The sequence below is a fragment of the Mesorhizobium sp. M8A.F.Ca.ET.202.01.1.1 genome, assembly GCF_004791595.1.
Classification (GTDB): Bacteria; Pseudomonadota; Alphaproteobacteria; order Rhizobiales; family Rhizobiaceae; genus Mesorhizobium.
The window spans coordinates 438,912-461,155 of the sequence record NZ_SRUN01000001.1; the positions used below are offsets into that span (position 1 = coordinate 438,912).

23 protein-coding genes are annotated in these 22,244 nt (G+C 62.5%); 12 read left to right on the top strand and 11 right to left on the bottom strand.

From position 1 onward, the window contains the following. Window positions 1-143: 143 nt before the first annotated feature. Window positions 144-686, top strand: a complete 543-nt coding sequence (locus EN845_RS02475) for a glyoxalase superfamily protein (protein WP_127869639.1) — start codon at window positions 144-146, stop codon at window positions 684-686. A 189-nt stretch (window positions 687-875) separates the two neighbouring features. Next, window positions 876-1,523, top strand: a complete 648-nt coding sequence (locus EN845_RS02480; protein ID WP_127869640.1) for a dihydrofolate reductase family protein — start codon at window positions 876-878, stop codon at window positions 1,521-1,523. A gap of 67 nt (window positions 1,524-1,590) precedes the next feature. On the opposite strand, the gene ppk2 is transcribed toward EN845_RS02480, so the two are convergent. After that, complete coding sequence (gene ppk2 / locus EN845_RS02485; RefSeq protein ID WP_127280737.1) at window positions 1,591-2,511, bottom strand: polyphosphate kinase 2; 921 nt, start codon at window positions 2,509-2,511, stop codon at window positions 1,591-1,593. Between the two features lie 281 nt (window positions 2,512-2,792). Here ppk2 and EN845_RS02490 point away from each other — a divergent pair, with 281 nt between their 5' ends. Then, complete coding sequence (locus tag EN845_RS02490; RefSeq protein ID WP_127869641.1) at window positions 2,793-3,836, top strand: aldo/keto reductase; 1,044 nt, start codon at window positions 2,793-2,795, stop codon at window positions 3,834-3,836. A gap of 24 nt (window positions 3,837-3,860) precedes the next feature. On the opposite strand, the gene EN845_RS02495 is transcribed toward EN845_RS02490, so the two are convergent. Together EN845_RS02495 and EN845_RS02500 are read right to left on the bottom strand one after the other, a co-directional pair. Next, a complete protein-coding gene (locus EN845_RS02495; protein WP_127869642.1) occupies window positions 3,861-4,832 on the bottom strand; it encodes a glycosyl transferase family 90 in 972 nt (323 codons plus the stop codon). A gap of 137 nt (window positions 4,833-4,969) precedes the next feature. Then, a complete protein-coding gene (locus EN845_RS02500) occupies window positions 4,970-5,941 on the bottom strand; it encodes a glycosyl transferase family 90 (RefSeq protein ID WP_127281007.1) in 972 nt (323 codons plus the stop codon). Window positions 5,942-6,139: 198 nt separating this feature from the next. Between EN845_RS02500 and EN845_RS02505 the strand changes: the two genes are divergently transcribed. Next, the gene (locus tag EN845_RS02505) at window positions 6,140-6,292 is read left to right on the top strand and encodes a hypothetical protein (protein ID WP_127281008.1); all 153 of its coding nucleotides are present in this window, start codon (window positions 6,140-6,142) and stop codon (window positions 6,290-6,292) included. A 60-nt stretch (window positions 6,293-6,352) separates the two neighbouring features. On the opposite strand, the gene EN845_RS02510 is transcribed toward EN845_RS02505, so the two are convergent. Together EN845_RS02510 and EN845_RS02515 are read right to left on the bottom strand one after the other, a co-directional pair. Beyond that, on the bottom strand, window positions 6,353-6,613 hold the full coding sequence (locus tag EN845_RS02510; protein ID WP_027146689.1) for a DUF982 domain-containing protein: 261 nt from the start codon (window positions 6,611-6,613) through the stop codon (window positions 6,353-6,355). Window positions 6,614-6,714: 101 nt separating this feature from the next. After that, window positions 6,715-7,380: a GntR family transcriptional regulator gene (locus tag EN845_RS02515; RefSeq protein WP_127869643.1), complete on the bottom strand. Its 666-nt coding sequence runs from the start codon at window positions 7,378-7,380 to the stop codon at window positions 6,715-6,717. A gap of 115 nt (window positions 7,381-7,495) precedes the next feature. Between EN845_RS02515 and EN845_RS02520 the strand changes: the two genes are divergently transcribed. Further along, complete coding sequence (locus EN845_RS02520) at window positions 7,496-8,749, top strand: multidrug efflux MFS transporter (RefSeq protein WP_127869644.1); 1,254 nt, start codon at window positions 7,496-7,498, stop codon at window positions 8,747-8,749. 38 nt (window positions 8,750-8,787) lie between these two features. Next, window positions 8,788-9,153: a DUF423 domain-containing protein gene (locus EN845_RS02525; protein ID WP_127869645.1), complete on the top strand. Its 366-nt coding sequence runs from the start codon at window positions 8,788-8,790 to the stop codon at window positions 9,151-9,153. Window positions 9,154-9,170: 17 nt separating this feature from the next. Here the strand turns inward: EN845_RS02525 and EN845_RS35285 are convergent, their stop codons facing one another. After that, window positions 9,171-9,317 carry a hypothetical protein gene (locus EN845_RS35285; RefSeq protein ID WP_167531213.1) on the bottom strand — a complete coding sequence of 49 codons (147 nt, stop codon included), beginning with the start codon at window positions 9,315-9,317 and terminating at the stop codon, window positions 9,171-9,173. A 57-nt stretch (window positions 9,318-9,374) separates the two neighbouring features. Beyond that, window positions 9,375-9,518, bottom strand: a complete 144-nt coding sequence (locus tag EN845_RS35290) for a hypothetical protein (RefSeq protein WP_167531212.1) — start codon at window positions 9,516-9,518, stop codon at window positions 9,375-9,377. 161 nt (window positions 9,519-9,679) lie between these two features. Between EN845_RS35290 and EN845_RS02530 the strand changes: the two genes are divergently transcribed. After that, window positions 9,680-10,756, top strand: a complete 1,077-nt coding sequence (locus tag EN845_RS02530; RefSeq protein WP_127869646.1) for a substrate-binding domain-containing protein — start codon at window positions 9,680-9,682, stop codon at window positions 10,754-10,756. Between the two features lie 16 nt (window positions 10,757-10,772). Here EN845_RS02530 and EN845_RS02535 read toward each other — a convergent pair whose 3' ends face one another. After that, entirely contained in the window at window positions 10,773-11,972 is a 1,200-nt protein-coding gene (locus EN845_RS02535) for an OpgC family protein (RefSeq protein ID WP_127869647.1), read from the bottom strand. A gap of 200 nt (window positions 11,973-12,172) precedes the next feature. Between EN845_RS02535 and EN845_RS02540 the strand changes: the two genes are divergently transcribed. Beyond that, the gene (locus EN845_RS02540; protein ID WP_127869648.1) at window positions 12,173-12,844 is read left to right on the top strand and encodes an alpha/beta hydrolase; all 672 of its coding nucleotides are present in this window, start codon (window positions 12,173-12,175) and stop codon (window positions 12,842-12,844) included. A 77-nt stretch (window positions 12,845-12,921) separates the two neighbouring features. On the opposite strand, the gene sthA is transcribed toward EN845_RS02540, so the two are convergent. After that, window positions 12,922-14,310, bottom strand: a complete 1,389-nt coding sequence (sthA, locus tag EN845_RS02545; protein WP_127869649.1) for a Si-specific NAD(P)(+) transhydrogenase — start codon at window positions 14,308-14,310, stop codon at window positions 12,922-12,924. A gap of 206 nt (window positions 14,311-14,516) precedes the next feature. Here sthA and EN845_RS02550 point away from each other — a divergent pair, with 206 nt between their 5' ends. From EN845_RS02550 to EN845_RS02560, 3 genes are all read left to right on the top strand, one after another. Then, entirely contained in the window at window positions 14,517-14,987 is a 471-nt protein-coding gene (locus EN845_RS02550; RefSeq protein WP_127280407.1) for an RDD family protein, read from the top strand. A 140-nt stretch (window positions 14,988-15,127) separates the two neighbouring features. Beyond that, window positions 15,128-15,886: an arginyltransferase gene (locus EN845_RS02555; RefSeq protein WP_015318275.1), complete on the top strand. Its 759-nt coding sequence runs from the start codon at window positions 15,128-15,130 to the stop codon at window positions 15,884-15,886. A gap of 134 nt (window positions 15,887-16,020) precedes the next feature. Continuing rightward, window positions 16,021-16,917 (top strand): DMT family transporter, encoded by an 897-nt coding sequence (locus EN845_RS02560; RefSeq protein WP_127869650.1) that lies wholly within the window; start codon window positions 16,021-16,023, stop codon window positions 16,915-16,917. Window positions 16,918-16,926: 9 nt separating this feature from the next. On the opposite strand, the gene EN845_RS02565 is transcribed toward EN845_RS02560, so the two are convergent. Both EN845_RS02565 and parC read right to left on the bottom strand, forming a co-directional pair. After that, window positions 16,927-18,141, bottom strand: coding sequence for an AI-2E family transporter (locus tag EN845_RS02565; RefSeq protein ID WP_127869651.1), 1,215 nt, complete (start codon window positions 18,139-18,141; stop codon window positions 16,927-16,929). A gap of 122 nt (window positions 18,142-18,263) precedes the next feature. Then, window positions 18,264-20,516 (bottom strand): DNA topoisomerase IV subunit A, encoded by a 2,253-nt coding sequence (parC, locus tag EN845_RS02570; protein WP_127869652.1) that lies wholly within the window; start codon window positions 20,514-20,516, stop codon window positions 18,264-18,266. A 331-nt stretch (window positions 20,517-20,847) separates the two neighbouring features. Between parC and EN845_RS02575 the strand changes: the two genes are divergently transcribed. Continuing rightward, a complete protein-coding gene (locus tag EN845_RS02575; RefSeq protein ID WP_127279453.1) occupies window positions 20,848-22,038 on the top strand; it encodes a hypothetical protein in 1,191 nt (396 codons plus the stop codon). The last annotated feature ends 206 nt before the right edge of the window (window positions 22,039-22,244 follow it).

Sequence of the window (22,244 nt, forward strand, 5' to 3'; positions counted from 1 at the left end):
GAGGCGGCCGGCAGCCCGCACCTCGGACAAAGAGGTATGGCGAACGCCTCCAGAGGATGCTCCCTGACCCGTTTCACCGTCGGGCGAAGGCGTCGGCAATGCGGGCACTGACGAAGGCTTCGCCGTGACCCGAGGAAACGGACATACTTGCCTATCGCGATGCCAAGACCATGGCGAAAGCCATGCGGGAGGCGCTTGCCGCCCGCGACCTGACGATCAGCCACAGTGACGCCCTGGAGATCGTCGCGCGCCAGTTTGGACTGGCGAGCTGGAATATTCTGTCGGCGAAGATCGAAGCGCGGCCTGCCGGCCAAGACAAGATCGTCTTCGAGCGAACCGCGCCGATCGTTCGCATCGTCGACGTCGCCAAGGCGCACGAATTCTACCTAGGCTTCCTCGGCTTCACCGTGGACTGGGAGCACCGCTATGGGGAAAGTTCCCCTATCTATACCCAAGTCTCGCGTGGCGACCTTGCACTGCACCTGTCCGAACATGCGGGCGACGCGACGCCTGGCGGCAACATGGTCGTTTATATGACAGGCATCCGCGACTTCCACAAAGAGCTTGCCGGCAAGGAGTACCGCTACATGAATCCCGGCCTGGAGCATGAAGACGGCCGGCTGACGGTGGAGGTCATCGACCCGTTCAGCAACCACATCCGCTTCATGGAACTGACGGGCGAATGAGCTGATATCGTGGCGGCCTGGGCGGCCGTCACTGGCCGTCCGGGCCGATCGCTAAAAACAGTCCCGACATCGCCTGGCGGCAAAGGTCCGGATACATACTTTCGATCCGAAAATACCGCTTGCAATTCGCAATCAGTTTGCTAAAAGAAAACCACTTGCAAATTACAACTGGTTATCGAGGAGGTCTTCATGTCAAAACTTCGTGTCAACGCGTTTACCCTCTCGCTCGACGGCTATGGCGCCGGTCCTGATCAGGATCTGCAAAATCCCCTCGGCATCGGCGGAGGATCCTTGCACAAGTGGTTTTTCGACACCCGCACCTTCCGCAAGATGGTGCTCGGACAAGATGGCGGCACCACCGATACCAACGAGGCGTTCGCGGCGCGCAGCTTCGAGAATGTCGGCGCCTGGATCCTGGGTCGCAACATGTTCGGGCCGATCCGCGGAGAATGGCCTGACGACAAGTGGAAGGGCTGGTGGGGCGACAACCCGCCCTACCATGTGCCGGTTTTCGTGCTGACGCACCACAGGCGGGGATCGATCACAATGGAAGGCGGCACCACCTTTCACTTCGTCACCGACGGCATCCATTCGGCGCTCGAGCAGGCGAGATCGGCGGCTGGCGGCAAGGACGTGCGGGTCGGCGGCGGCGTCGATACGATCCGCCAGTATCTCCAGGAGAGGCTGATCGACGAGATGCACCTGGCGATTTCGCCGGTGCTGCTTGGCCGGGGCGAGAACCTTTTTGCCGGCCTCGACATGCCCAAGCTTGGCTACGCGTGCACCGAACAGGTGGCGACGGCGCTGGCCACGCACGTGGTTATCAAGCGGGCTTAAGCTCGGCGCCGCCCCTCATCCGCCTGCCGGCACCTTCTCCCCGTGAACGGGGAGAAGGAAAGGTCACTCAATATTTCTCCGGCACGTAAAGCTCGCGCGGCAGGACCTGGCGTTCGTATTCCGGGTTGAAAACGCGCTCCGGCAGCGTGATCTCCTCGTGCGGCACCTCTTCATATGGCAGCTGCTTGAGCAGATGGTCGATGCAGTTCAGGCGTGCCCGCTTCTTGTCGTTGCCCTCGACGATGTACCAGGGCGCTTCGGGAATGTTGGTGCGGGCGAAGGTTTCTTCCTTGGCCTTGGTGTACTGCTCCCAGCGCACCCGCGACTGTAGGTCCATCGGCGACAGTTTCCACTGCTTCATCGGATCGTGGATGCGCATCAGGAAGCGCATCTGCTGTTCCTCATCGGTGATCGAGAACCAGTATTTGACCACGGTGACGCCGGAGCGCACCAGCATGCGCTCGAACTCCGGCACGTCGTGGAAAAACTCCTCGACCTGATCGGGGCTGGCGAAGCCCATCACCCGCTCGACGCCGGAGCGGTTATACCAGGAGCGGTCGAATAGCACGATCTCGCCGCCTGCGGGCAAATGCGGGACATAGCGCTGGAAATACCATTGCGACTTCTCGCGTTCGGTCGGCGCCGGAAGCGCCACGACGCGACAGATACGCGGATTGAGCCGCTGGGTGATACGCTTGATGACGCCACCCTTGCCGGCGGAATCGCGGCCCTCGAAAATCACCACCAGTTTCTTCTTGTGATAGGCGACCCAGGATTGCAGCTTGATCAATTCGGACTGAAGGGTGATCAGGTCGCGAAAATACTGCATGCGATCGATCGAAGGCGGATGCGAGTTCTTGTAGATCTTGGCGATCTCCATCGACAGCGCCGGTTCCGACAATTCGAGTTCATAATCTTCGTCGAGCGTGTCGGCGAGTTCGGCTTCAAGCCAGTCCTTGGCAGGGGAATTCTGTCTTAGCTCGGTCATATCAACTGCTCCGCTTGCAAGCCTGTCGGTTCCCTGGAGCGTCCCCAAATTGCTGCCAGCGGCCGGGAATGGAAACACCTGAGCCGACTTCAATATAGGCCGGCGGTGACGGTTTTATTGCAGCCCGGGCGCGATTTGCCGCCGGTGCAAATTTCGCGACGCATGATCGATCGGCGTCATCGCATGGCGACAAGCCGACCGAATTGTCCTACAAATCCCCGGTCGCGTTCCAGGCCTGCCCTTGGCGGCACGCCTCTTCAACAAAATCGCGAGGATCTGACATGGAATACCGCACCCTTGGCCGTTCCGGCCTGAAGGTTTCGACACTGACGCTTGGCACAATGACCTTCGGCGGCGCCGGGCCTTTCGCTGCGGTCGGCAACAGCGATCTCGCCGAAGCAAAGCGGATGATCGACATGTGCATCGACGCCGGCATCAACCTCATCGACACCGCGAATGTCTATTCGAACGGCCTGTCGGAGGAGATCATAGGCGAAGCGCTCGGCGGCAAGCGCAAGAACGACGTGCTGATCGCGTCCAAAGCCCGGATGCGGATCGGCAAGGGCCCGAACGACGAAGGCCTGTCGCGCCATCATCTGATCCGCGAATGCGAGAGAAGCCTGAAGCGATTGAAGACCGATGTCATCGACATCTATTTCGTCCACCAGTGGGACGGCCTCACCCCACTCGAGGAAACCGTTGCCGCGCTCGACACTTTGGTCAGCCAGGGCAAGGTGCGCTACATCGGCTGCTCCAACTATTCGGGCTGGCAGGTGATGAAGGCGCTTTCCATCAGCGACAGCCGCCACCAGCAACGCTTCATCACCCAGCAGATCCACTATACGCTGGAAGCGCGCGAGGCCGAGTACGAGCTGCTGCCGATCTCGGTCGACCAGGGGCTGGGCGTGCTGGTCTGGAGCCCGCTCGCCGGCGGCCTGCTGTCGGGTAAATACCGCCGCGACAGCCCGACCGCGCGCCAGCTTGCCGGCTGGTCCGAGCCGCCGATCCGCGACGAGGACCGGCTCTGGCGGATCGTCGATGTGCTGGTCGAGATCGGCAGGGATCGTGGTGTTTCGGCGGCACAGGTGGCGCTCGCCTGGCTGCTCGGCCGCCCTGCCGTCTCCTCGCTGGTGATCGGCGCCCGCAATGACGTCCAGCTGAAGGACAATCTCGCGGCCGCCGCCCTGGAGCTCGGCACCGAGGAACGCCAGCGTCTCGACGCCGTAAGCCGGCCGCCCCTGCTCTACCCCTACTGGCATCAGCAACTGACAGCGAAGGATCGCTTCGGCCCCGCCGATCTGGTTCTCGACCGCAGCGATATCTGATCAGCGTCAGGTCGAGAGCGAGAGCTAGCTCTCGATGAACCGCCAGAGTTCGGGATCGGGTTCGATCTGGCCGCCGAGCACGAAATATTTGTAGAGGACGAGCAGGGAGATCGCCTGCTCGTCCCGTTCATTGGAAAATTTGCGGCAGTAGGCATTGGCCGTGGCGATGATGCGCTCCGCCGCGGCCGGATGCCGTTCGAAATAATCTACCTTTTCACGGAGATCGGAGAAGTCCGGGTCGAGCGGCGCATAGTGGACTCCAGCCTCGAGCTGGCTCTCGCCAAACCATGTCTCGTAGGTCGGCGGCGGCATCAGACAGAGCGAGTTGGAGTTCATGATCCATTTGAGGTTGGTCGCCACGTCATTGCCCTCCAACGAGACGATGTAGCGATAGCGCAGGTGCTGGCTGATGCTGAGGAAGGGCTTGCTGTACGCAGCCGGTGCATTGCGCTTGTGCGAACCGACGTCGCAGAACGGCAAGTCGCGCGCGACATCCAGGAACCGTGTCCGGATCGGATTGTTGAGGTCGCCGCGCCAGACCACAGCCGGGCGTTTGTCGGTGAAGACGACGGCGTCGGTGGGCATGTGAAAATGGCGGAACTTATTGAACTTCATCACGACGGCGTTGCCGTTGTCGGCGCGGATCGGCCGGTCCTTGACGAGCGTCGGCAGCTCGGGCACGCCTTTTACGTCGCCGAACTTCAGGTCGATGAGCAGTGACGGATCGAAATAGCGGGCAAATTCCTTCAGGTCGTAATAGTACATGCTCGGTTCAAAAGGCAGCTGGTCGATACGCACGGCATCCGGGCTTGGCCTAAAAGCGTCCTGCAGCTTGTTGTAGTGATTCAGCCGTCGGCGCACGGCCACATCCGAGAGCCTGGCCTGTTCCAGGCGGCCCGCCAACCGTCGTCGGAAGATCGCCTGGGGTGCGATATCGCGGATCACGTTTCGCGCGTAGTAAAAGACCTTTGCGGTCGTTCGTTTTATGGTGGCCATCGTTCTTTTGATCAGAGATAAACGCGATTAAACAAATGACGGCCGGGACGGTTCCCTCGGCATGATCGCATGATTGGGCCACGCAATCCAGCGCTGCCCGAACACGTGGCAGCCGGCCGAGACGAGGTGCCCGGCAACTAGCCCGTTATGTAGCGCCACACCTCGGCATCAGGTTTGATCTGGCCCGAGAGCACGAAGTATTTGTAGAGCACCAGCAGAGAGATCGCCTGTTCGGTCCGCTCGTCGTCGAATGTCCGGCAATAGGCATTCGCGGCGGCGATGATGCGCTCCGCCTTGGCCGGATTCCGCTCGAAATAGGCCACATGGTCCGCAAGGTTCGAGAAATCCGCCTCGAGCGGCACATAGTGCACATTGGCTTCGAGCTGCCGCTCCGCGAACCATGTCTCATAAGTCGGCGGTGGCATCAGGCAAAGTGACTTCGAGTTCATGATCCATTTGAGGTTGGTCGCTACATCATTGCCTTCGAGCGAGACGATGTAGCGGTAGCGCTGGTGCTGGCTGATGCTGAGAAAAGGCTTGGCGTATTCGGCCGGCGCGTTCGGCTTGTGCGAGCCGGCATCGCAGAACGGCAGGCCGCGCACTGCCTTGAGGAATCTTGTCCTGATCGGGTTGTTGAGATCGCCGCGCCAGACCACGGTCGGCAGCTTGTCGGCGAACGCAATAGCGTCAGCCGGCATCTGGAAGTGACGAAACTTGTCGAGCTTCATGATGACGGCGTTCCGGTCGTCATCGCAGATTGGCCGATCCTTGACGATAGCGGGCACCCTAGGCACGTTCCTGACGTCGCCGAATTCGAGGTCGATGAACAAATCCGGATCGAAATAGCGGGCGAATTCCTTCAGGTCGTAATAGTACATGGTCGGCGTGAACGGCAGCTTGCTGATGCGCTTGGCATTGGCGCTTGGCGCGAAACAATCCTGCAGCTTGTTGTAGTAATTCAGCCTGCGGCGCGCCGCCTCACCGGAAAGCCTCGCCCTTTCGAGCCGGCCGGCCAGCCTTGCGCGAAACAGCGTTTGCGGAGCGACATCGCGCACGACGTTTCTCGCATAATAGAAAACTCTTGCGGCGGTCCGCGAAATTGTGGCCATCGGTCACTTGATCAAAACAAACAGGCAGCTCTCAATTCATTGGCGCCCCGCATTTCCTACATCATTGTGGCGCCCATCTGGCAAGCCCCCGCATCTCTTCCAGCAAGCACCCAGGCATTGTCGCTTCAGCTGTTGTGTTTGACGGCTAATGCTCCTAGGCAGGTTCAGGGCCGCAAGGCAGTGATAAAAGGAGCCGATATGGCGCGAGCACCCAACTACGATCAGGAACGCAAGGAGCGTGACCGCCAGAAAGCGGCCAAGAAGGCTGAAAAGCTGGCCGCCAAGGTTGCCGCCCGCGAACGTTCGAAGCCCGAGACCGAGACCGAGACGGAGACCAAAACCGAGGAGTAACGGCATGCGGCCCGCGAATGCGGGCCGTGCCTCAATCCGAATTGTCGGTATCAGCCTAGGTCAGGCTGGCGCCTTGTCACTGATGAAAACATCCACCTCCCGCGCCGCGGCGATGAAAGCGCGTCGGGCATTCATCGCCGGCTTGTCGCCGGCGAGTGCGTCGTGGCAGGCCTGCAGCGCCGCACGATGCTTGGCGCTGCGCTTGCCGGGCCAGCTGTTGAGCAGGTAATCGGAAGCTTCCCTTGCCGAACGCAAGAGCTGAGTGCTTCCCGCCGTGACGGACTTGACGGTCACGGGTGTTTCAAACCGATTGTTTTCCATTGCCGCTCTTACGCCATCGGCTTGCTTGAAGCGAGGCCGAAAGTGCTCTTCACGTCAGATGCGGCCTGTTTTCCGGCGAATGCTGCCCTGCATCGACCGCACTAGGCGGCGACGACGGCAAATCCCCTGGCGCGAAGGCCACGTCGGTCGTTGGCAAGCGACGTCACCAGCCGGTCACGGCTGCCGACGATGTGGGCCGACAGCAGCCGCGTGGCTTCATCGGCCTGGCCAAGGCGTGTCGCGGCAAGGATGGCGCGATGTTCGAGCCAGGCACGGCCAAGGGCCGTTTCGTCACGCACTTCCAGCCAGCGGGCGCGCGACAGCCGCGTCATGGCGTCACGAACCGCCCGGAACAGGAATTCGTTGCCGGAGAGCCGCGCCAGCTCGATGTGAAAATCCATGCCGACACGATGCCATTCCTCGCGCGGGGTATTTTCGTCGCAGGAATCGAGCATCGCCTCGATGACATCGATCGCGCTCTTGTCGGCTTGCCCGCACGTCAGCCGCAGCGCGGCGACCTCGACCGCCTCGCGATAGACCGCGATCTGCTCGAGCTCGGCCAGGTTGATGGGCGAGACCGTCCAGCCGCGCCCGTCCCTGCCGACCAGCCCCTCGGTCTCCAGCCGCAGAAGTGCCGCCCTGACCGGCGTGCGCGAGGCGCCGAAACGGCCTTCGATCCAGCGTTCGGTCAGCCGCTCTCCCGGCCCGACCTCGAGAGCCAGGATCATCTCGCGAAGCTGCCGTTCGACATTCTGCATCTGCGACATCGCGCGTCCTTTCCGAAGCCGCATTGACAGCGGCGGGCTTGAAGTTCATGACGGATACCAGATTGGTATCCCAAAATGGTATCCGCAACAAGCGCCGACACCGGGCAGGCAGGACATGACACAGGAAGACACGCGGCAGAGCGGCTACAACATTCACTGGCGGCGCAATCTTGCCGTCTGTTTCGCGGGCTCGTTCAGCACGCTCATCGCCATGACCCTGCTCTTGCCGTTCCTGCCACTCTATGTCGAACAGCTCGGTGCACAGGGTCATGCGGCCATCGTGCAGTGGTCCGGCATCGCCTATGGGGCCACCTTCTTCGCCGCGGCAATGGTCGCGCCGCTGTGGGGACGCCTGGGCGACCGCTACGGCCGCAAGGTGATGCTGGTCCGCGCCTCCTTCGGCATGGCGATCTGCATGTCGCTGACGGGCATGGTCGAGACGGTCTGGCAATTGGTTCTGCTGCGCCTGCTGATCGGCTTCGCCGGCGGCTATTCCTCGGGTTCAACGATATTGGTGGCCATGCAGACGCCGAAGGAGCGCTCCGGCTGGGCGCTTGGCGTCCTGTCGGCGGGTATCACGGCGGGCTCGCTGGTCGGCCCGCTGCTCGGCGGCGTGCTGCCGCCGGTAATCGGCATTCGCGCCACCTTCCTGTTGTCGGGCGGCGTGATCTTCCTCGCCTTCCTGGCGACGACGTTCCTCATCAAGGAGAGCCCGCGCCCAAGGCCGGCCGAGGCCGCGCCGGTGGCAAAGCCGAAAAGCGGCTGGTCTCAGATCCCGGACAAGCGCCCGGTCGTGGCCATGCTGACCACCGGCATGCTGCTCGCCTTCGCCACAATGTCGATCGAGCCGATCATCACCGTCTATGTGCAGCAGCTCATCGAGGACCAGAGCCGGGTGACGCTCGTCGCCGGCGTTGTGATGTCGGCGGCCGCGCTCGGCACCATCCTGTCGGCATCCTGGCTCGGCAAGCTCGCGGACCGGATCGGACACTGGAACGTTGTCGTGGGAGCGCTGGCCGTCTCTGCGCTGCTGCTCATCCCGCAGGCTTTTGTCACCAACAGCTGGCAGCTTATCGGCCTGCGTTTCCTGATGGGCCTGGCGTTGGGCGGTCTCCTGCCCTGCATCACCAGTGTCATCAGGCACAATATCCCCGACGGCGTTGGCGGCAACGTGCTTGGCCTGGCGATCTCGGCGCAGTATGTCGGGCAGGTCGCGGGACCGCTGGCCGGCGGTTTTGTCGGCGGCCATTTCGGCATGCCGTCGGTGTTTCTCGGCACATCGGTGCTGATGGCCCTCGGTGCCGTCTACAACTGGATTGTCCAGTCGCGGCGGACGCGGCATATGGCGCTGGAAGCGGGCAAGCCCTGACGCTTGGCCGACCTGCAAAAAGAAGGAGCACGCCGACCATGAACCTCGCCGATCCAAACGGCAGCCGCCTCCTCGTGCTTGCCGGCGGCCTCGTCGGCGCCGCGGGCGTGGCGTTGTCGGCAGCGGCGGCGCACCGTGGCGGTGCCTTCACCGGCACGGCCGCGTCGTTCCTCCTGATGCATGCGCCGGTGTTTCTCGCCATTGGCCTTGTCGGCGCGAACCGCTGGCTGCGAATGGCCAGCCTGGCGTTGCTCGTCGGTCTCGTACTTTTCGCGGGCGATCTTCTCGCCCGCGATTTCCTGGGATCGAGACTGTTTCCGATGTCAGCGCCAATCGGCGGCACCTTGCTCATCGTCGGCTGGCTGGCAATAGCAATTTCTGCCCTGGCTCGCCCACGTTCCTGAGGTTCAAGCCAGCAGGATCAGCGCCGACGTTCGGGTCGGATCAGCAGATCACGATTGCGCGCGGCCGGCCTCTTCAGGCGTCTGGACTCTGGCCGCTCGGCGGCGGGCGAGATGCCCCAGTAGTTGCGGTAAATGTCTTCGAACAGATGCTGGATGGGGTGCATGTTTTTCTCCTTCCAATTGAATCGATCCAATCGCAAGCACAAAAAGGGCAATGCCGATCAGCTCCGCTTGCGCCCTACGAGGAAGCGCAAGTCGCGAATCCACGGACTGGTTCTGTCGCGGCGCTTCTGGCTGTTGGTCGCCGACCCGATATTCCAGTCGTTGCGGTAGATGTCTTCGAACAGATAGTTGATGGAATGCATCATTCCCTCGGAGGTCAATCAACAGGCCAAATCCGCCACTTTGGATCGATTCAAAGATAAGCCTTTCATTGGCGACGGTCAAGCAAAATTTGAATCGATCCAACGAAAGTGCTAGATGCGGCCCGAGAACGTGCTAAATGCATGTCAGGAGACCCGCGCAAATGGCGTCACTTACCGCAGGCAATCGACGACCCGTCCGGCTGGCCGATATCGCCAAGGCCGCCGGGGTTTCGCACGGCACCGCGTCCAATGTATTCAGCCGGCCCGAGATCGTGCGCGAGGAAGTTCGCGAACGGGTTCGCGCAGCCGCCGAGGCCATGGGGTATGGCGGGCCCGACCCAAAGGGCCGGCTGCTACGGGCCGGCAAGGTCAACGCCATTGGCGTTGCCACCGCCGAGCCCCTCTCCTATTTCTTCGACGATCCGTTTGCGCGCGTCATGATGGCGGGCATCTCACAGGCTTGCGATGCGACCGGAGCCGGCATCTCACTGGTTTCGGCCGCCAACAACGAACAGCTTGCCTGGAACATCCAGAGCGCGCTGGTCGACGGCTTCATCGTCTTCTGCATCGAGGGCGGTTCGCGCCTGGTGGAACTGGCACGCGAGCGCAAGCTGCCCTTCGTCGCGCTCGACCTCGATTCCGAGGACGGGTCGGTCGCCGCGATCGGTGTCGACAACATCGCCGGCGCCGGCATGGCGGCCCGCCATCTCACCGATCTTGGACATCGCCGCTTCGCCGTCCTGGCGCTGCCCTTCGCCGACGACCGAACGGGCATTGTTTCGGCCGAACAGGTCCGGGGCGCTACCTATGCAGGGACGCGCAACCGCCTCACGGGCTATCTCCGGGAGCTTTCGCGGGTTGGCGTCGATATATCCAAAGTGCCCGTCTACGAGACCGCCAACGACGTGGCGAGCACGAAGGCGGGGCTCGAAACCATCTTCGCCTCCGACGCGCCGCCCACCGCCATCCTTGCCATGTCGGACAGAATGGCCCTGGTGGCGCTCGAATGGCTGAGCGCACGCGGGCTCAACGTGCCCGACGATGTTTCCGTCGTCGGGTTCGACGATGTTCCGGAAGCAGCGGTGTCCAAGCCGCCATTGACCACGATCGCCCAGCCGATTGCCGAGATAGGCCGCCTTGCCGTCAGGGCGATCCTGGAGAGCGATGGGCCGGTCAGCAGGCATCAACTGCCGGTCGAACTGATCGTGCGGGGCTCGTCGGGTCCGCCCCGCGCTTGAACCGCCGCCGAACCGCCTATCGGTTGGCTCTTGCCATGGCGGAGAGGCCCAAAGGCGCACGGACCGGCGCGGGATCCTTTTGGGCCGTGCGGGCCTTGGCCGAGCCGCCGATGGTCGACAGCCATTCGAGATAGAAGGCGAGCGCGAACTGCATGGCGATGCCGGCCGATATCAGCAGGCTGTCATAGACGAACCCGCCTGGATTGATCAGCTTCATCACCTGAGCGACCATGGCGATCACCGTGCCGGCAATGAAGACCGGCAGCGATCGTTTGCCCAGTATCGCCAGCGGATGATCAGGGCTGGTGCGGAACAGGCTGGAGAGCGCCGGCAGAGCGACGACGAGGTAGCTGACCGCCAGGATGTGCAGCAGCCGCGGCAGCGACAGGAAGGTCTTGTCGAAGCCGCCGATCACCACCGGCAGGTTGAACCAGGTTATCTGCCCCCAGAGCGGGCTGTGCACCCAGACCAGCGCCGCCAGCACATAGGCGGCGGCCGCGCCGACCAGCCAGCGGTTAACCGGAATGACACCGCCGCGCCTGACATGCAGCATGGCGACAAGGCCGATGTTGAACAGGAACTGCCAGGACAGCGGGTTGAGGAACCAGAAACCGGGCTCGGGATAATTGGGCGGCGCGATCTGCCAGATTCCTGCAACGAGCCACAACGTGCCGGATGCGACAAGGGCCGCGACGGGCCGGTAGCTGACGAACAGGACAAAGGCCGGCGCCATCAAAAGCAGCGCCGCATAGACCGGCAGGATGTTGTTGTAGCCGAGCTGGTGGCCGAGCGTGACGATGCCGACCAGCACTTGCGGCGGGTTCTTCATCAGCGGCTCGATGTTGATCAGCTTCACCAGTTCCGGCCGCTTGGCAAACACCGCCACGGCGCAGAACAGGGCCATCACCACCATCGTCGTGACGATATGGGCGACATAGAGCACGCCCGCCCGCCGCCACATCTTCAAGCTCGCGAGAAGCCGGCCACCCGGGCGGAACTTCGTGCCGTAGGCGAGCGCGACCGAGATGCCGGAAATCAGCACGAATGCCTCGGCCGCGTCCGAGAAACCGAAATTCTTGTAGGTCAGCGCCTCGAAAGCCGTGCCCGGCACATGGTCGATGAAGATCGTGAGCAGGGCCAGCGCGCGCAGTACATCGATACGCGTGTCGCGTTCGGGGATACGCAAATTGCGATCCGGCAAAACAGGGGTAGTCATCGACAAAAGGCCTCAAAGCTGGTTGTTCATGTCCAGCAATGCGACCCCCGACGCACCGCTTCGATTCCTCCCACCGGAGTGTATCGGCGCAGAAACGGGCTGGAATGCGCCTGGTTCAATCAACTTTCGCGGAGCATGAAAATATTGCGTTTTGAAGCCGGCAAATTGAGCGGAACCTCATATAATCAAAGGGATGCGAGATGACCGGCGACAATGTCGAAAGCGGCCCGCTAACGCTGGATCTGACCTTTCCGTATCGCCTCCTCCGCCCCGGCGAAAAGAGCCGTGAATGCCTATTCCTGCTGCATGGATCGGGCGTCGGCGAGACAAGCATGGTGGCGCTGGCGAGACGCTTGGCGCCCGATGCCGTCCTGATCGCGGTGCGTGGCCGTGTCCCCCAGGAGGACGGTTTTCGCTGGTTCGAGCGAATCACGCCGACCACTTTCGACCAGGAAAGCATCCATGTCGAAACCACCGCCTTCGCGGCCTTCGCAAACGAAGCCGTCGCGCGCCATGGGCTTGATCTCGATCACGCGACATTCCTTGGTTATTCGAACGGCGCCAATCTGGTTTCGAGCCTGATGCTGCTCCATCCCGGCATCGTCCGCAGCGCAGCGCTGTTGAGGCCGATGCCCGTGCTCGACGAGGTCCCGGCGACGGACCTTGCGGGAACACGAACGCTGATCATTGCCGGAGCCGCCGACGAGACCTACGGGTCTTTCGCGCCGGCGCTGGTGACGCTGCTCAGCCGGCACGGCACCGAGATCGACGCCCGGATTGTTCCATCGGGCCACGAAATCGGCGAGCCGGACGCCGCGATCGTCGGGCGATGGCTGCCGGGATCGGCGTGGACGCGCGCGCCATCGCGATAGGCAATCAGGGCAGGCGGTGCTGCCGATGCCATCAGCCGACGTGATGCTGACGCTGCTCGCCCAGATGGAGGGGTAGCTTACCCCCGCCCCATCCGGTTCCAGGCATCCAGCCCGGCGATCTTGTAGGCCTCGGCCAGCGTTGGGTAGTTGAAGGTGTTGTTGACGAAGAAGTCGACCGTGCCGCCGAGATTGATCACCGCCTGGCCGATGTGAATGAGTTCGGTGGCGCCCTCGCCGACGATGTGCGCGCCGAGCAGGCGCCGCGTCTCGATCGAGAACAGCAGCTTCAGGAAGCCGGTGTTGACGCCCATGATGTGGCCGCGCGATGTCTCGCGAAAGCGCGCGACGCCGACCTCATAGGCGGCGCCGCTCTCGCGCACTTGCTCCTCGGACTGGCCGACGGTGGAAATCTCCGGCACCGCGTAGATGCCATAGGGGAACGTCTCCGGCGGCGGCGGCAATGACACGCCGAAGGCATGACAGGCAGCCACCCGGCCCTGCTCCATCGAGGTGGAGGCAAGGCTCGGAAAGCCGATGACGTCGCCGGCGGCGTAGATATTGGGCACGCTGGTCTGAAACGTCTGCGGATCGACCTTGATGCGGCCCCTGGAGTCGGCCTCGATGCCGACCACGTCGAGGCCAAGGCTGCCGACATTGCCGGTGCGGCCGGCGGCATAGAGCACGACCTCGGAGCGGATGGTGCGGCCATCGGCCAGCTCCACCTCGGCGGCTTCCGGCTTGGAGCGGATTTCCTTGACGGCACTGCCCAGCCTTATGGTCATGCCACGGTCGCGCATCTGGTGGATGAAATCGTCGACGATCTCGCGGTCGACAAAATCGAGGATGGAGTTGCGCGGCTCGACCAGCGTCACCGGTACGTCGAGCGCGGAAAAGATCGTGGCGTATTCGACGCCGATGACGCCGGCGCCGATCACCGTCAGCGTGCGCGGCAGCCGGTCGAGTTCGAGCATCTCGTCGCTGTCGAAGACACGGGTCTTGTCGAAGGGCACGTCGCGCGGCCGATGCGGCCTGGTGCCGACGGCGATCAGCGCATTGGCGAAGCCGACTTCGCTGTAATCGCCATTGTCCGATGTCAGGCTGACCTTGTTGGGGCCGAGAAATTTTACCGCCGCGCGCGCACTTTTGACCGTGTTGCGCATGAACTGGTGTTGCAGCACCTCGACCTCGTGGTCGAGCGTCTTGTGCAGGCGCTCGATCAGGTCGCCGACCGAGATGTCCTGCTTGACCCGGTAGCCGCGTCCATAGAAGCCGCGCTCGCGCCAGCCCGAGAGATTGAGCACCGTTTCGCGCAGCGTTTTCGAGGGAATGGTGCCGGTGTGCACCGAGACGCCGCCAAGACGCCGGCCGCGGTCGACCACCAGCACCGATTTGCCGAGTTTGGCCGACTGCACCGCCGCGCGGCGGCCCGAGGGGCCGCTGCCGATGACCAGCATGTCGTAATCCATATGTCCCCGTCCCACGGCGCCCATTTTGTTGCGCCGCAACAAGCTAACGCCATCCGCGCCGCGAATTCAACCGATTCGGACTGTCGGCCGTCTGGCTCCGCCGTGCGAGCCGGCGAAAGGCCCAATCTTGATTCCGCGGCGAGCCTTCACCATTTCATCATCGAGCGGTCCGCACCCTATGTCGGACCCTGTTACGAGGAAATGACATGAACGCTCGCGTTCTCGACGGCGAAATCATCAACACTCGGCTCGACGATGTCAGGGCTTATGAAGGCGTGCGCACAAGGCGCATCCTGGCCTTCGTGCTCGACTATATCATGGTTGCCCTGCTCACCATTCCGTTCGCCATCCTGGTGTTCTTCCTCGGGCTTTTGACCCTCGGTCTTGGCTGGATGCTGTTCGGCGTCCTGGTGCCGGCAGTCGCCATCCTCTACATCTGGAACACGCTGGGCAGCGCCGACCAGGCCACCACGGGCATGAAGATGATGGGCATCCGCCTCGATCGTCTCGACGGCAGGCCGATCGACGGCCTCACCGCGGTCGTCCATTCCGTATTGTTCTGGGCCGGCAACGTCATCCTGTCGCCGCTGGTCCTGCTGGTGACGCTATTCTCGGACCGCAAGCGCACGCTGCACGATCTTTTGCTCGGCACCGTGGTCAGCCGCACCGGCCGCTAAAAACCGGCCCTCAAGAGAAGTCGCAGCCCCTTGAGCGCAAATGTGAAGGTGTTCAGGCAACCACACCTTCACAATCCTGTTGAATTTTTCGCCGCCCGAGCCAAAGGTAGAGCGATTCGAAGGAGTGTTTCCAAGGCTCGATGACGCAGCATCCGACCCAGTCGCCGCAGTTCTTCCTGACCGCGCCGTCGCCGTGCCCCTACCTCGACGGCCAGTTCGAGCGGAAGGTGTTCACACATCTGGTCGGGGACAAGGCCTCGGAAATGAACGACCTGCTTACGCAAGGCGGCTTCCGGCGCTCGCAGAACATCGCCTACAGGCCAGCCTGCGAAACCTGCCGCGCCTGTGTATCCGTGCGCATCCTGGCCCAGGAGTTCACCGCCAGCCGCAACATGAAGCGCGTGCTGCAGCACAATTCCGATCTCGTCGGCGCCATGCACAATGCCGAGCCCTCAACCGAACAATATTCGCTGTTTCGCGGCTATCTCGATGCCCGCCACCGCCGCGGCGGCATGTCCGACATGACGGTGCTCGACTACGCCATGATGGTCGAGGATACGCATGTCGACACTAAGGTGATCGAATACCGGCGGCGCGGGCCCGATACCTTCATCACCGGCAAGGGTCAGGGCGAACTCATCGCGGTGGCGCTCACCGACAAGATGGCCGACGGCCTGTCGATGGTCTATTCCTATTTCAATCCCGATTTCGAAAGCCGCTCACTCGGCACGTTCATGATCCTCGACCATATCGCCCGTGCCAAGGCGATGGGACTGCCCCATGTCTACCTTGGCTACTGGGTCAATGGTTCGCGCAAGATGAACTATAAGATGCGCTTCATGCCGCAGGAGCATCTCGGCCCGAAAGGCTGGGAGCGCTATACAAACGAAGCGGTCTGACGCTGAGTTTTCCCACGATCCACGCTTAAACTGTTTCAAGGCAGGGGATGCTGGTCTTTCAGCCGCTCGGTTGGAGAGAGTGCGCGCTTGCGCCGATCGGCCACCGCCTGCAATTCAATTGCGAAAGTTCCTGCATGTCCTCTCACCACGATCACCAGAAGGGCCTTTTTATAACCGCCATCGGCGGACTGATACTGACTGTCGACATACCGTTGATCCGCCTTGCGGATGGCGGCGCGTGGACGATCCTTTTGCTGCGCACCGGAACCACTTTCATCGCCGCGATGATCATCTGGTCGGTCTGGCGTGCGCTGAGCCGCAATGCACCGCCGCTCATCCCCGGTTGGGACGGGCTGATCGTGGCGATATGCTATGGGCTGACCTCGATCACCTTCGTCACCGCGGTCTTCCACACCTCGACCGCCGATCTGGTGTTCATCCTCGCCTTCAACACCGTGTTCGCGGCGCTTCTGTCGTGGATATTCCTGCGGGAAAGACCGCGGACGGTGACCATCGTGGCCATGCTGGTGATGATCCTCGGCGTGCTGGTCATCGTCGGCGGTTCGGTCGGCACCGGCAAGCTGTTCGGCGATTTCATGGCGCTCTGCTCGGCCTTCTTCATCGCGGTCGCCATCACCATCTCGCGCGCCAGCGGAAAGGATATGGGATTCACCTCGCTCATCGGCGTCCTTCTGCCGCTTGGGCTGGCCACCTTCATGGTGACGGGCGAAGGCTTCCACGTGAACGCGCCATGGTGGATCATCTTCAACGGCGCCGTCATCATGCCGATCTCGTTCTTCTGCCTCGCCGCCGGGCCGAAGTATATTTCAGGACCGGAAGTGGCGATGTTCTACCTGCTCGAAACGGTGCTGGCGCCGATCTGGGTGTGGATGATCTTCGCCGAGACGCCGACCCGCAACAGCCTGATCGGCGGCGGCATCCTGATCGTCACGCTGGTCGCCCATTCGCTCTGGCAGCTGCATGATGGACGTAAGCGTCGCGGCGACCTTGCGGTGCATCATCCAGCGTAAGGTTCGAGGTCAGGCGCTGGCCTTCTTCGCGGCGCCTGGTTCGGGCAGGACCTCGATCCGCCGACCGGCCTCGATCTCGGCGGCCGATCCGGCCGCCGTCTCATCGGCCAGTTCCACCTCGCGCAGCCACTCGCGCCAGATCGCGACCAGCAGCGCCATCAGCACCGGACCGATGAACAGGCCCAGAAACCCCATCGTCTTGACGCCGCCGATCAGGCCGAAAAAGGTCGGCAGGAAGGGCAGTTTTATCGGTCCGCCGACGAGCTTCGGCCGCAAGGTCTTGTCGACAATGAACAGCTCGACCGTCCCCCATATGAACAGCGCCAGGCCGGCCATCGGCGAGCCGCTGGCCGCGAGGTAGATCGACACCAGCGTGAAGGACAGCGGCGCCCCGCCGGGGATGAGCGCCATCACGCCGGTCAGCGCGCCCAGCGTCACAGGTGACGGCACCCCGGCCAGCCAGTAGGCGACACCCAGCACCAGGCCCTCGCCGATGGCAATCACGGTCATGCCGGTCACGGTCGAGGAAATGGTCGCCGGCACGACGCGCGAGATCCGCTCCCAGCGGGTCGGCAGGATGCGTTCGCCGAGGCGGTCGATCTGGCCGGCGAAATTCTCGCCATCACGATAGGCGAAAAACAGGGCGATCATCATGAACAGCAGCGTCAGAAAGAGGCTGAAAGCGCTGCCGCCGGCGGCGAGCGCGCCTCGGTAGATGCTGCCGATATTGGCGCCGCTGACCAGCTGGATCAGTTCGCCGATGCCGCCGGGATGGCCGAGATTGGTCGTCCACTGCTCGTTGAGCCACTCACCCACGACAGGCATGGTGGCGATCCAGTGCGGCGTCACCGCACCATGGCGGTTGGTCTCGATCGCCCAGCCGACCCATTCGCGCACCTCGTTGATGGCATAGGTGCCGGCGAGCGCGATCGGTATGACCAGGAAGGCGAGGATGAACAGGATGGCAAATGTGGCGGCGATGGTGCGGTTGCCGCCAACGCCGACCAGCAGGCGACGGTAGAGCGGCCAGCTGGCGAAGGCGATGACGAGCGCCGCCAGCACCGGGAACAGGAAACCGTGGAAGAAATAGACGCCGGCGGCGACGATCAGCACCAACAACCAGCGCGCCGCCGACAGCGGCGGGATGACAGCCGAACGGAGCGGCGTCGACAGCCCGAACAGGCGCTGCTGCCGTTCCGGTTTCTGGATCTTTGCTTCCTTCAAACGCGCTGTTCTCCCCGACCATCCGGTCAGTTATGCGCCGATATAGTGCAGCAATCGTGACGATAGTCCAAATGGTGATGGTGAAGCTGCCAATCTCCCCACGAGGGGGGAGATCGGCAGCTTCACCCGAACTTCCCAGTCCTCGGGAAACCTTTCGGCACCATACGCCCTGCCGATGCCCTCGCGCCGATCCACTCGGCCAGTTCCTCGCGCGACCGGGTGAAAGTACGGTCGGCTGAATCCTGCCAGGAAAGACCGGTCTCCATCGTGAACGGCTTGAGGTCGAGAAGGCCGCCGTCCTTGTATTTCTGCAGCCGCACACCCTTGCCGCGGCCCATCTCCGGAATTTCCGAGAGCGCGAACACCAGCATCTTGCGGTTCTCGCCGACGATAGCGAGATGATCGCCGACGACCGGCACGCAGCGCTTGGCTTCGTCGGGGGCCCTGACGTTCATCACCTGCTTGCCCTTGCGGGTGTTGGCGACCACCTCTTCCTCCGGAACGATGAAGCCGTTGGCGTCGAACGAGGCGAGCAGCAGCTTGCGTTTGGGATCGTGGACGAAGGCGGTGACGATGTCCTGGTCATTGTCCATGTCGACGATGATGCGGATCGGCTCGCCATGGCCACGGCCGCCCGGCAGCCGGTCGGCGCCGATCGTGTAGAACTTGCCGCCGGTGGTGAAGACCAGCACCTTGTCGGTCGTCTGGGCATGGAAGGCGAGCTTGAGGCTGTCGCCCTCCTTGAAGGTCAGCGTCGAGAGATCGGCCAGATGCCCCTTCATCGCCCGCAGCCAGCCCTTTTCCGAAACCACCACGGTGACCGGCTCGCGCTCGATCATGGCGTGGGCGATGTCGGTCAGGTCGTGCTCTGGCGCATCGGCGAACTGGGTGCGGCGCTTGCCGAGCTCGGTCTCCGGGCCGAATTTGTCGCGAACCTGGGTGACTTCCCACTTGATCGTCGACCACTGCTTGGCGTCGGACGCCAGCAGCGCCTCGATCTGCTTCTTCTCGGCGGTCAGGCCATCGAATTCCTTGCGGATCTCGAATTCCTCCAGCTTGCGCAAAGCGCGCAGCCGCATGTTGAGGATCGCTTCGGCCTGGGTGTCGGTGAGCGACCAGCGGGCCATCATGACCTGTTTGGGCTCATCCTCCTCGCGGATGATCTTGATCACCTCATCGATGTTGAGATAGGCGATCAGGTAGCCGGCGAGGATTTCCAGCCGCCTCTCGATCTCGCCGAGGCGATGTTTCGAGCGACGGATGAGGACGTCGCGGCGGTGATCCAGCCACTCCTGCAGCACGCCTTTCAGCGACAGCACATTGGGCACCTTGCCGCGCGACAGCACATTCATGTTGAGCGGGAAACGGCTTTCGAGCTCGGTCAGCTTGAACAGCGATTCCATCAGGATGCCTGGGTCGACGGAACGGCTCTTGGGCACCAGCACGACGCGGATGTCCTCGGCACTTTCGTCCCTGATATCCTCGAGCAGCGGCAGCTTGCGAGCCATCAACAGCTCGGCGATCTTCTCGATCAGCCGCGCCTTCTGCACGCCATAGGGGATTTCGGTGACAACGATGCTCCAGGTGCCCCTGCCCTGGTCTTCCTGGCTCCACTTCGACCGCACGCGAAAGCCGCCGCGACCTGTCTCGTAGTCTTCGAGGATGGAGGCGCGGCTGTCGACGATGATGCCGCCGGTCGGGAAATCCGGGCCCTGGACGAAATCCATCAGCTTCGCCACCGGCGCATCGCGATGCTCGATCAGATGCAGTGCGGCGTCGCAAAGCTCGGCCGCGTTGTGCGGCGGGATCGACGTCGCCATGCCGACCGCGATGCCGGACGAGCCGTTGGCCAAGAGATTGGGGAAGGCACCGGGGAGCACGACCGGCTCCTCGTCTTCTTCATTGTAGGTCGGCCGATAGTCGACCGCGTCCTCGGTGATGCCGGCAAGCAATTCGGTCGCCACGTCGGTCATGCGCGCTTCGGTGTAGCGCATGGCGGCCGCGTTATCGCCGTCGATGTTGCCGAAATTGCCCTGGCCGTCGACCAGGGGGTAGCGCATCGAAAAATCCTGCGCCAGCCGCACCAGCGCGTCATAGATCGACTGGTCGCCATGCGGGTGGAACTTGCCCATCACCTCGCCGACGATACGGGCGCATTTGGCAAAACCCTGGTCGGGATTGAGGCGCAGCAGGCGCATGGCGTGCATGATGCGGCGATGGACCGGCTTCAGCCCGTCACGCACGTCCGGCAACGCCCGGTGCATGATGGTCGACAGCGCATAGGCCAGATAACGCTCTTCCAGCGCCTTCTTCAGATCGACCGGTTCGATATGATCGCCACCGCCATTGTCAGGCGGCAAAAGCCTTTTTCCCATGGGCTGGGACTAGCCGAGCGGGTGATTCGCGGCAAGAGGCGCGCACCCGACCAATCGATTTGCGCTCGTTTCTGCAACAGGAACCCGCAAGGTCGAGCTTGCCGTCCAACATCAATCTGTTACATGCCGCATCTATTGCGAAGCACGCTGGCGGCCCGACCTTCATGCCAAATTCACTGCATTCTCCAATAGCGCTCGGATCGGGTTTGCCTTTCACCGCGATTTTCGACCATTGTGCCGGAACACGCCTTTTTCCCGTCCAGTTCGTCACGGAATGGTGATGGCGCAAAGAATTGAAAAACAATTTCAGGACACTCTCAGGGACCTTGCGATGACAATCAAACGCTCAACTCTCCGGAAATTCGCTCTTTCGACCTTCTTGCTCACACTGCCGCTGAATGCGGCCCTTGCCCAGGACGCCGCGGTCGCGGACCGGCTGAAGGCAGCGCTCTCCGCACAGGGTGTCGACATCTCCTGGACCGGCGTGACCGGCGACAACACCAGCATGGTGCTGCAGGGCGTGTCGGTGAAACCGGCCGCGGAAAAGGAAGCGCTGGCGATCGGCGACGTCAAGCTCGAGAACGTCACCGAAGCCAATGGCGGCTATGATATCGGCACCGTGTCGACCTCGGCCTTCGAACACAGCAAGGACGGCGTCACCCTCGATCTCAGTCCCTTCGTCATCCACGACATGACGGTACCGGCCGACGGCTCCACCAGCCCGCTTGGTTCGCTGATGATGTACAAATCCGCCGAACTGTCGAACATGACGGTCAAGGTCGCCGACAAGACCGCCTTCTCGATGGACGGCCTTGCCATCGAGATCACGCCGCCCGCCGACGGCAAGGCGATGGAATTCACCGCCAATACCGAGAAGTTCACGGCCGATCTCTCGCTGGTCGACGATCCCAAGTCCAAGGAAGTCATCGACGCGCTCGGCTACCAGAACATCTCGGGCAATCTCGAAATGGCCGGCACATGGCAGCCATCGGACGGCAAGATGGAACTGTCGAAATACGACATCTCCGTCGAGAACGCCGGCACGCTCGGCATGACCTTCGACCTTGGCGGCTACACGATCGATTTCATCAAGTCGCTGCAGGAAATGCAGAAGAAGATGGCGGCACAGCCCGAAGGTGCCGACAATTCGGCACAAGGCATGGCCATGCTCGGCCTGCTGCAGCAGCTGTCTTTCAACAGCGCCTCGATCCGCTTCGACGACGATTCGCTGACCGGCAAGGTGCTGGACTATGTCGGCAAGCAGCAGGGCATGTCGGCCAAGGACATCGCCAACCAGGCCAAGGCGATCGTGCCGTTCGGCATGGCACAGCTCAACAATCCGGAACTGACGGCTCAGGTGACCGCGGCGGTCAGCAAATACCTCGACGATCCGAAGAGCCTCGAAATCTCGGCCGAGCCGCCGGCATCGGTGCCCTTCGCGCTGATCATGGCGGGCGCCATGTCCAACCCGCTCGATCTGCCGAAGACACTCGGCGTCAGCGTCAAGGCGAACGAGGACTGATTGGAGTTGCTACCTTCTCCCCGTCATTATACGGGGAGAAGGTGCCGGCAGGCAGATGAGGGGCAGCGCCGCCCCCTGCCAACTGCAATTCGACGCCGATCCGATTGCCTGTCAGAAGGCGTCAACTGCTGAGGCCGTTCGCCAATCGCCTGCGTCCGCGCTGCCCCTCATTGTCCTGCCGGACATTTCTCCCCGTATAGAGACGG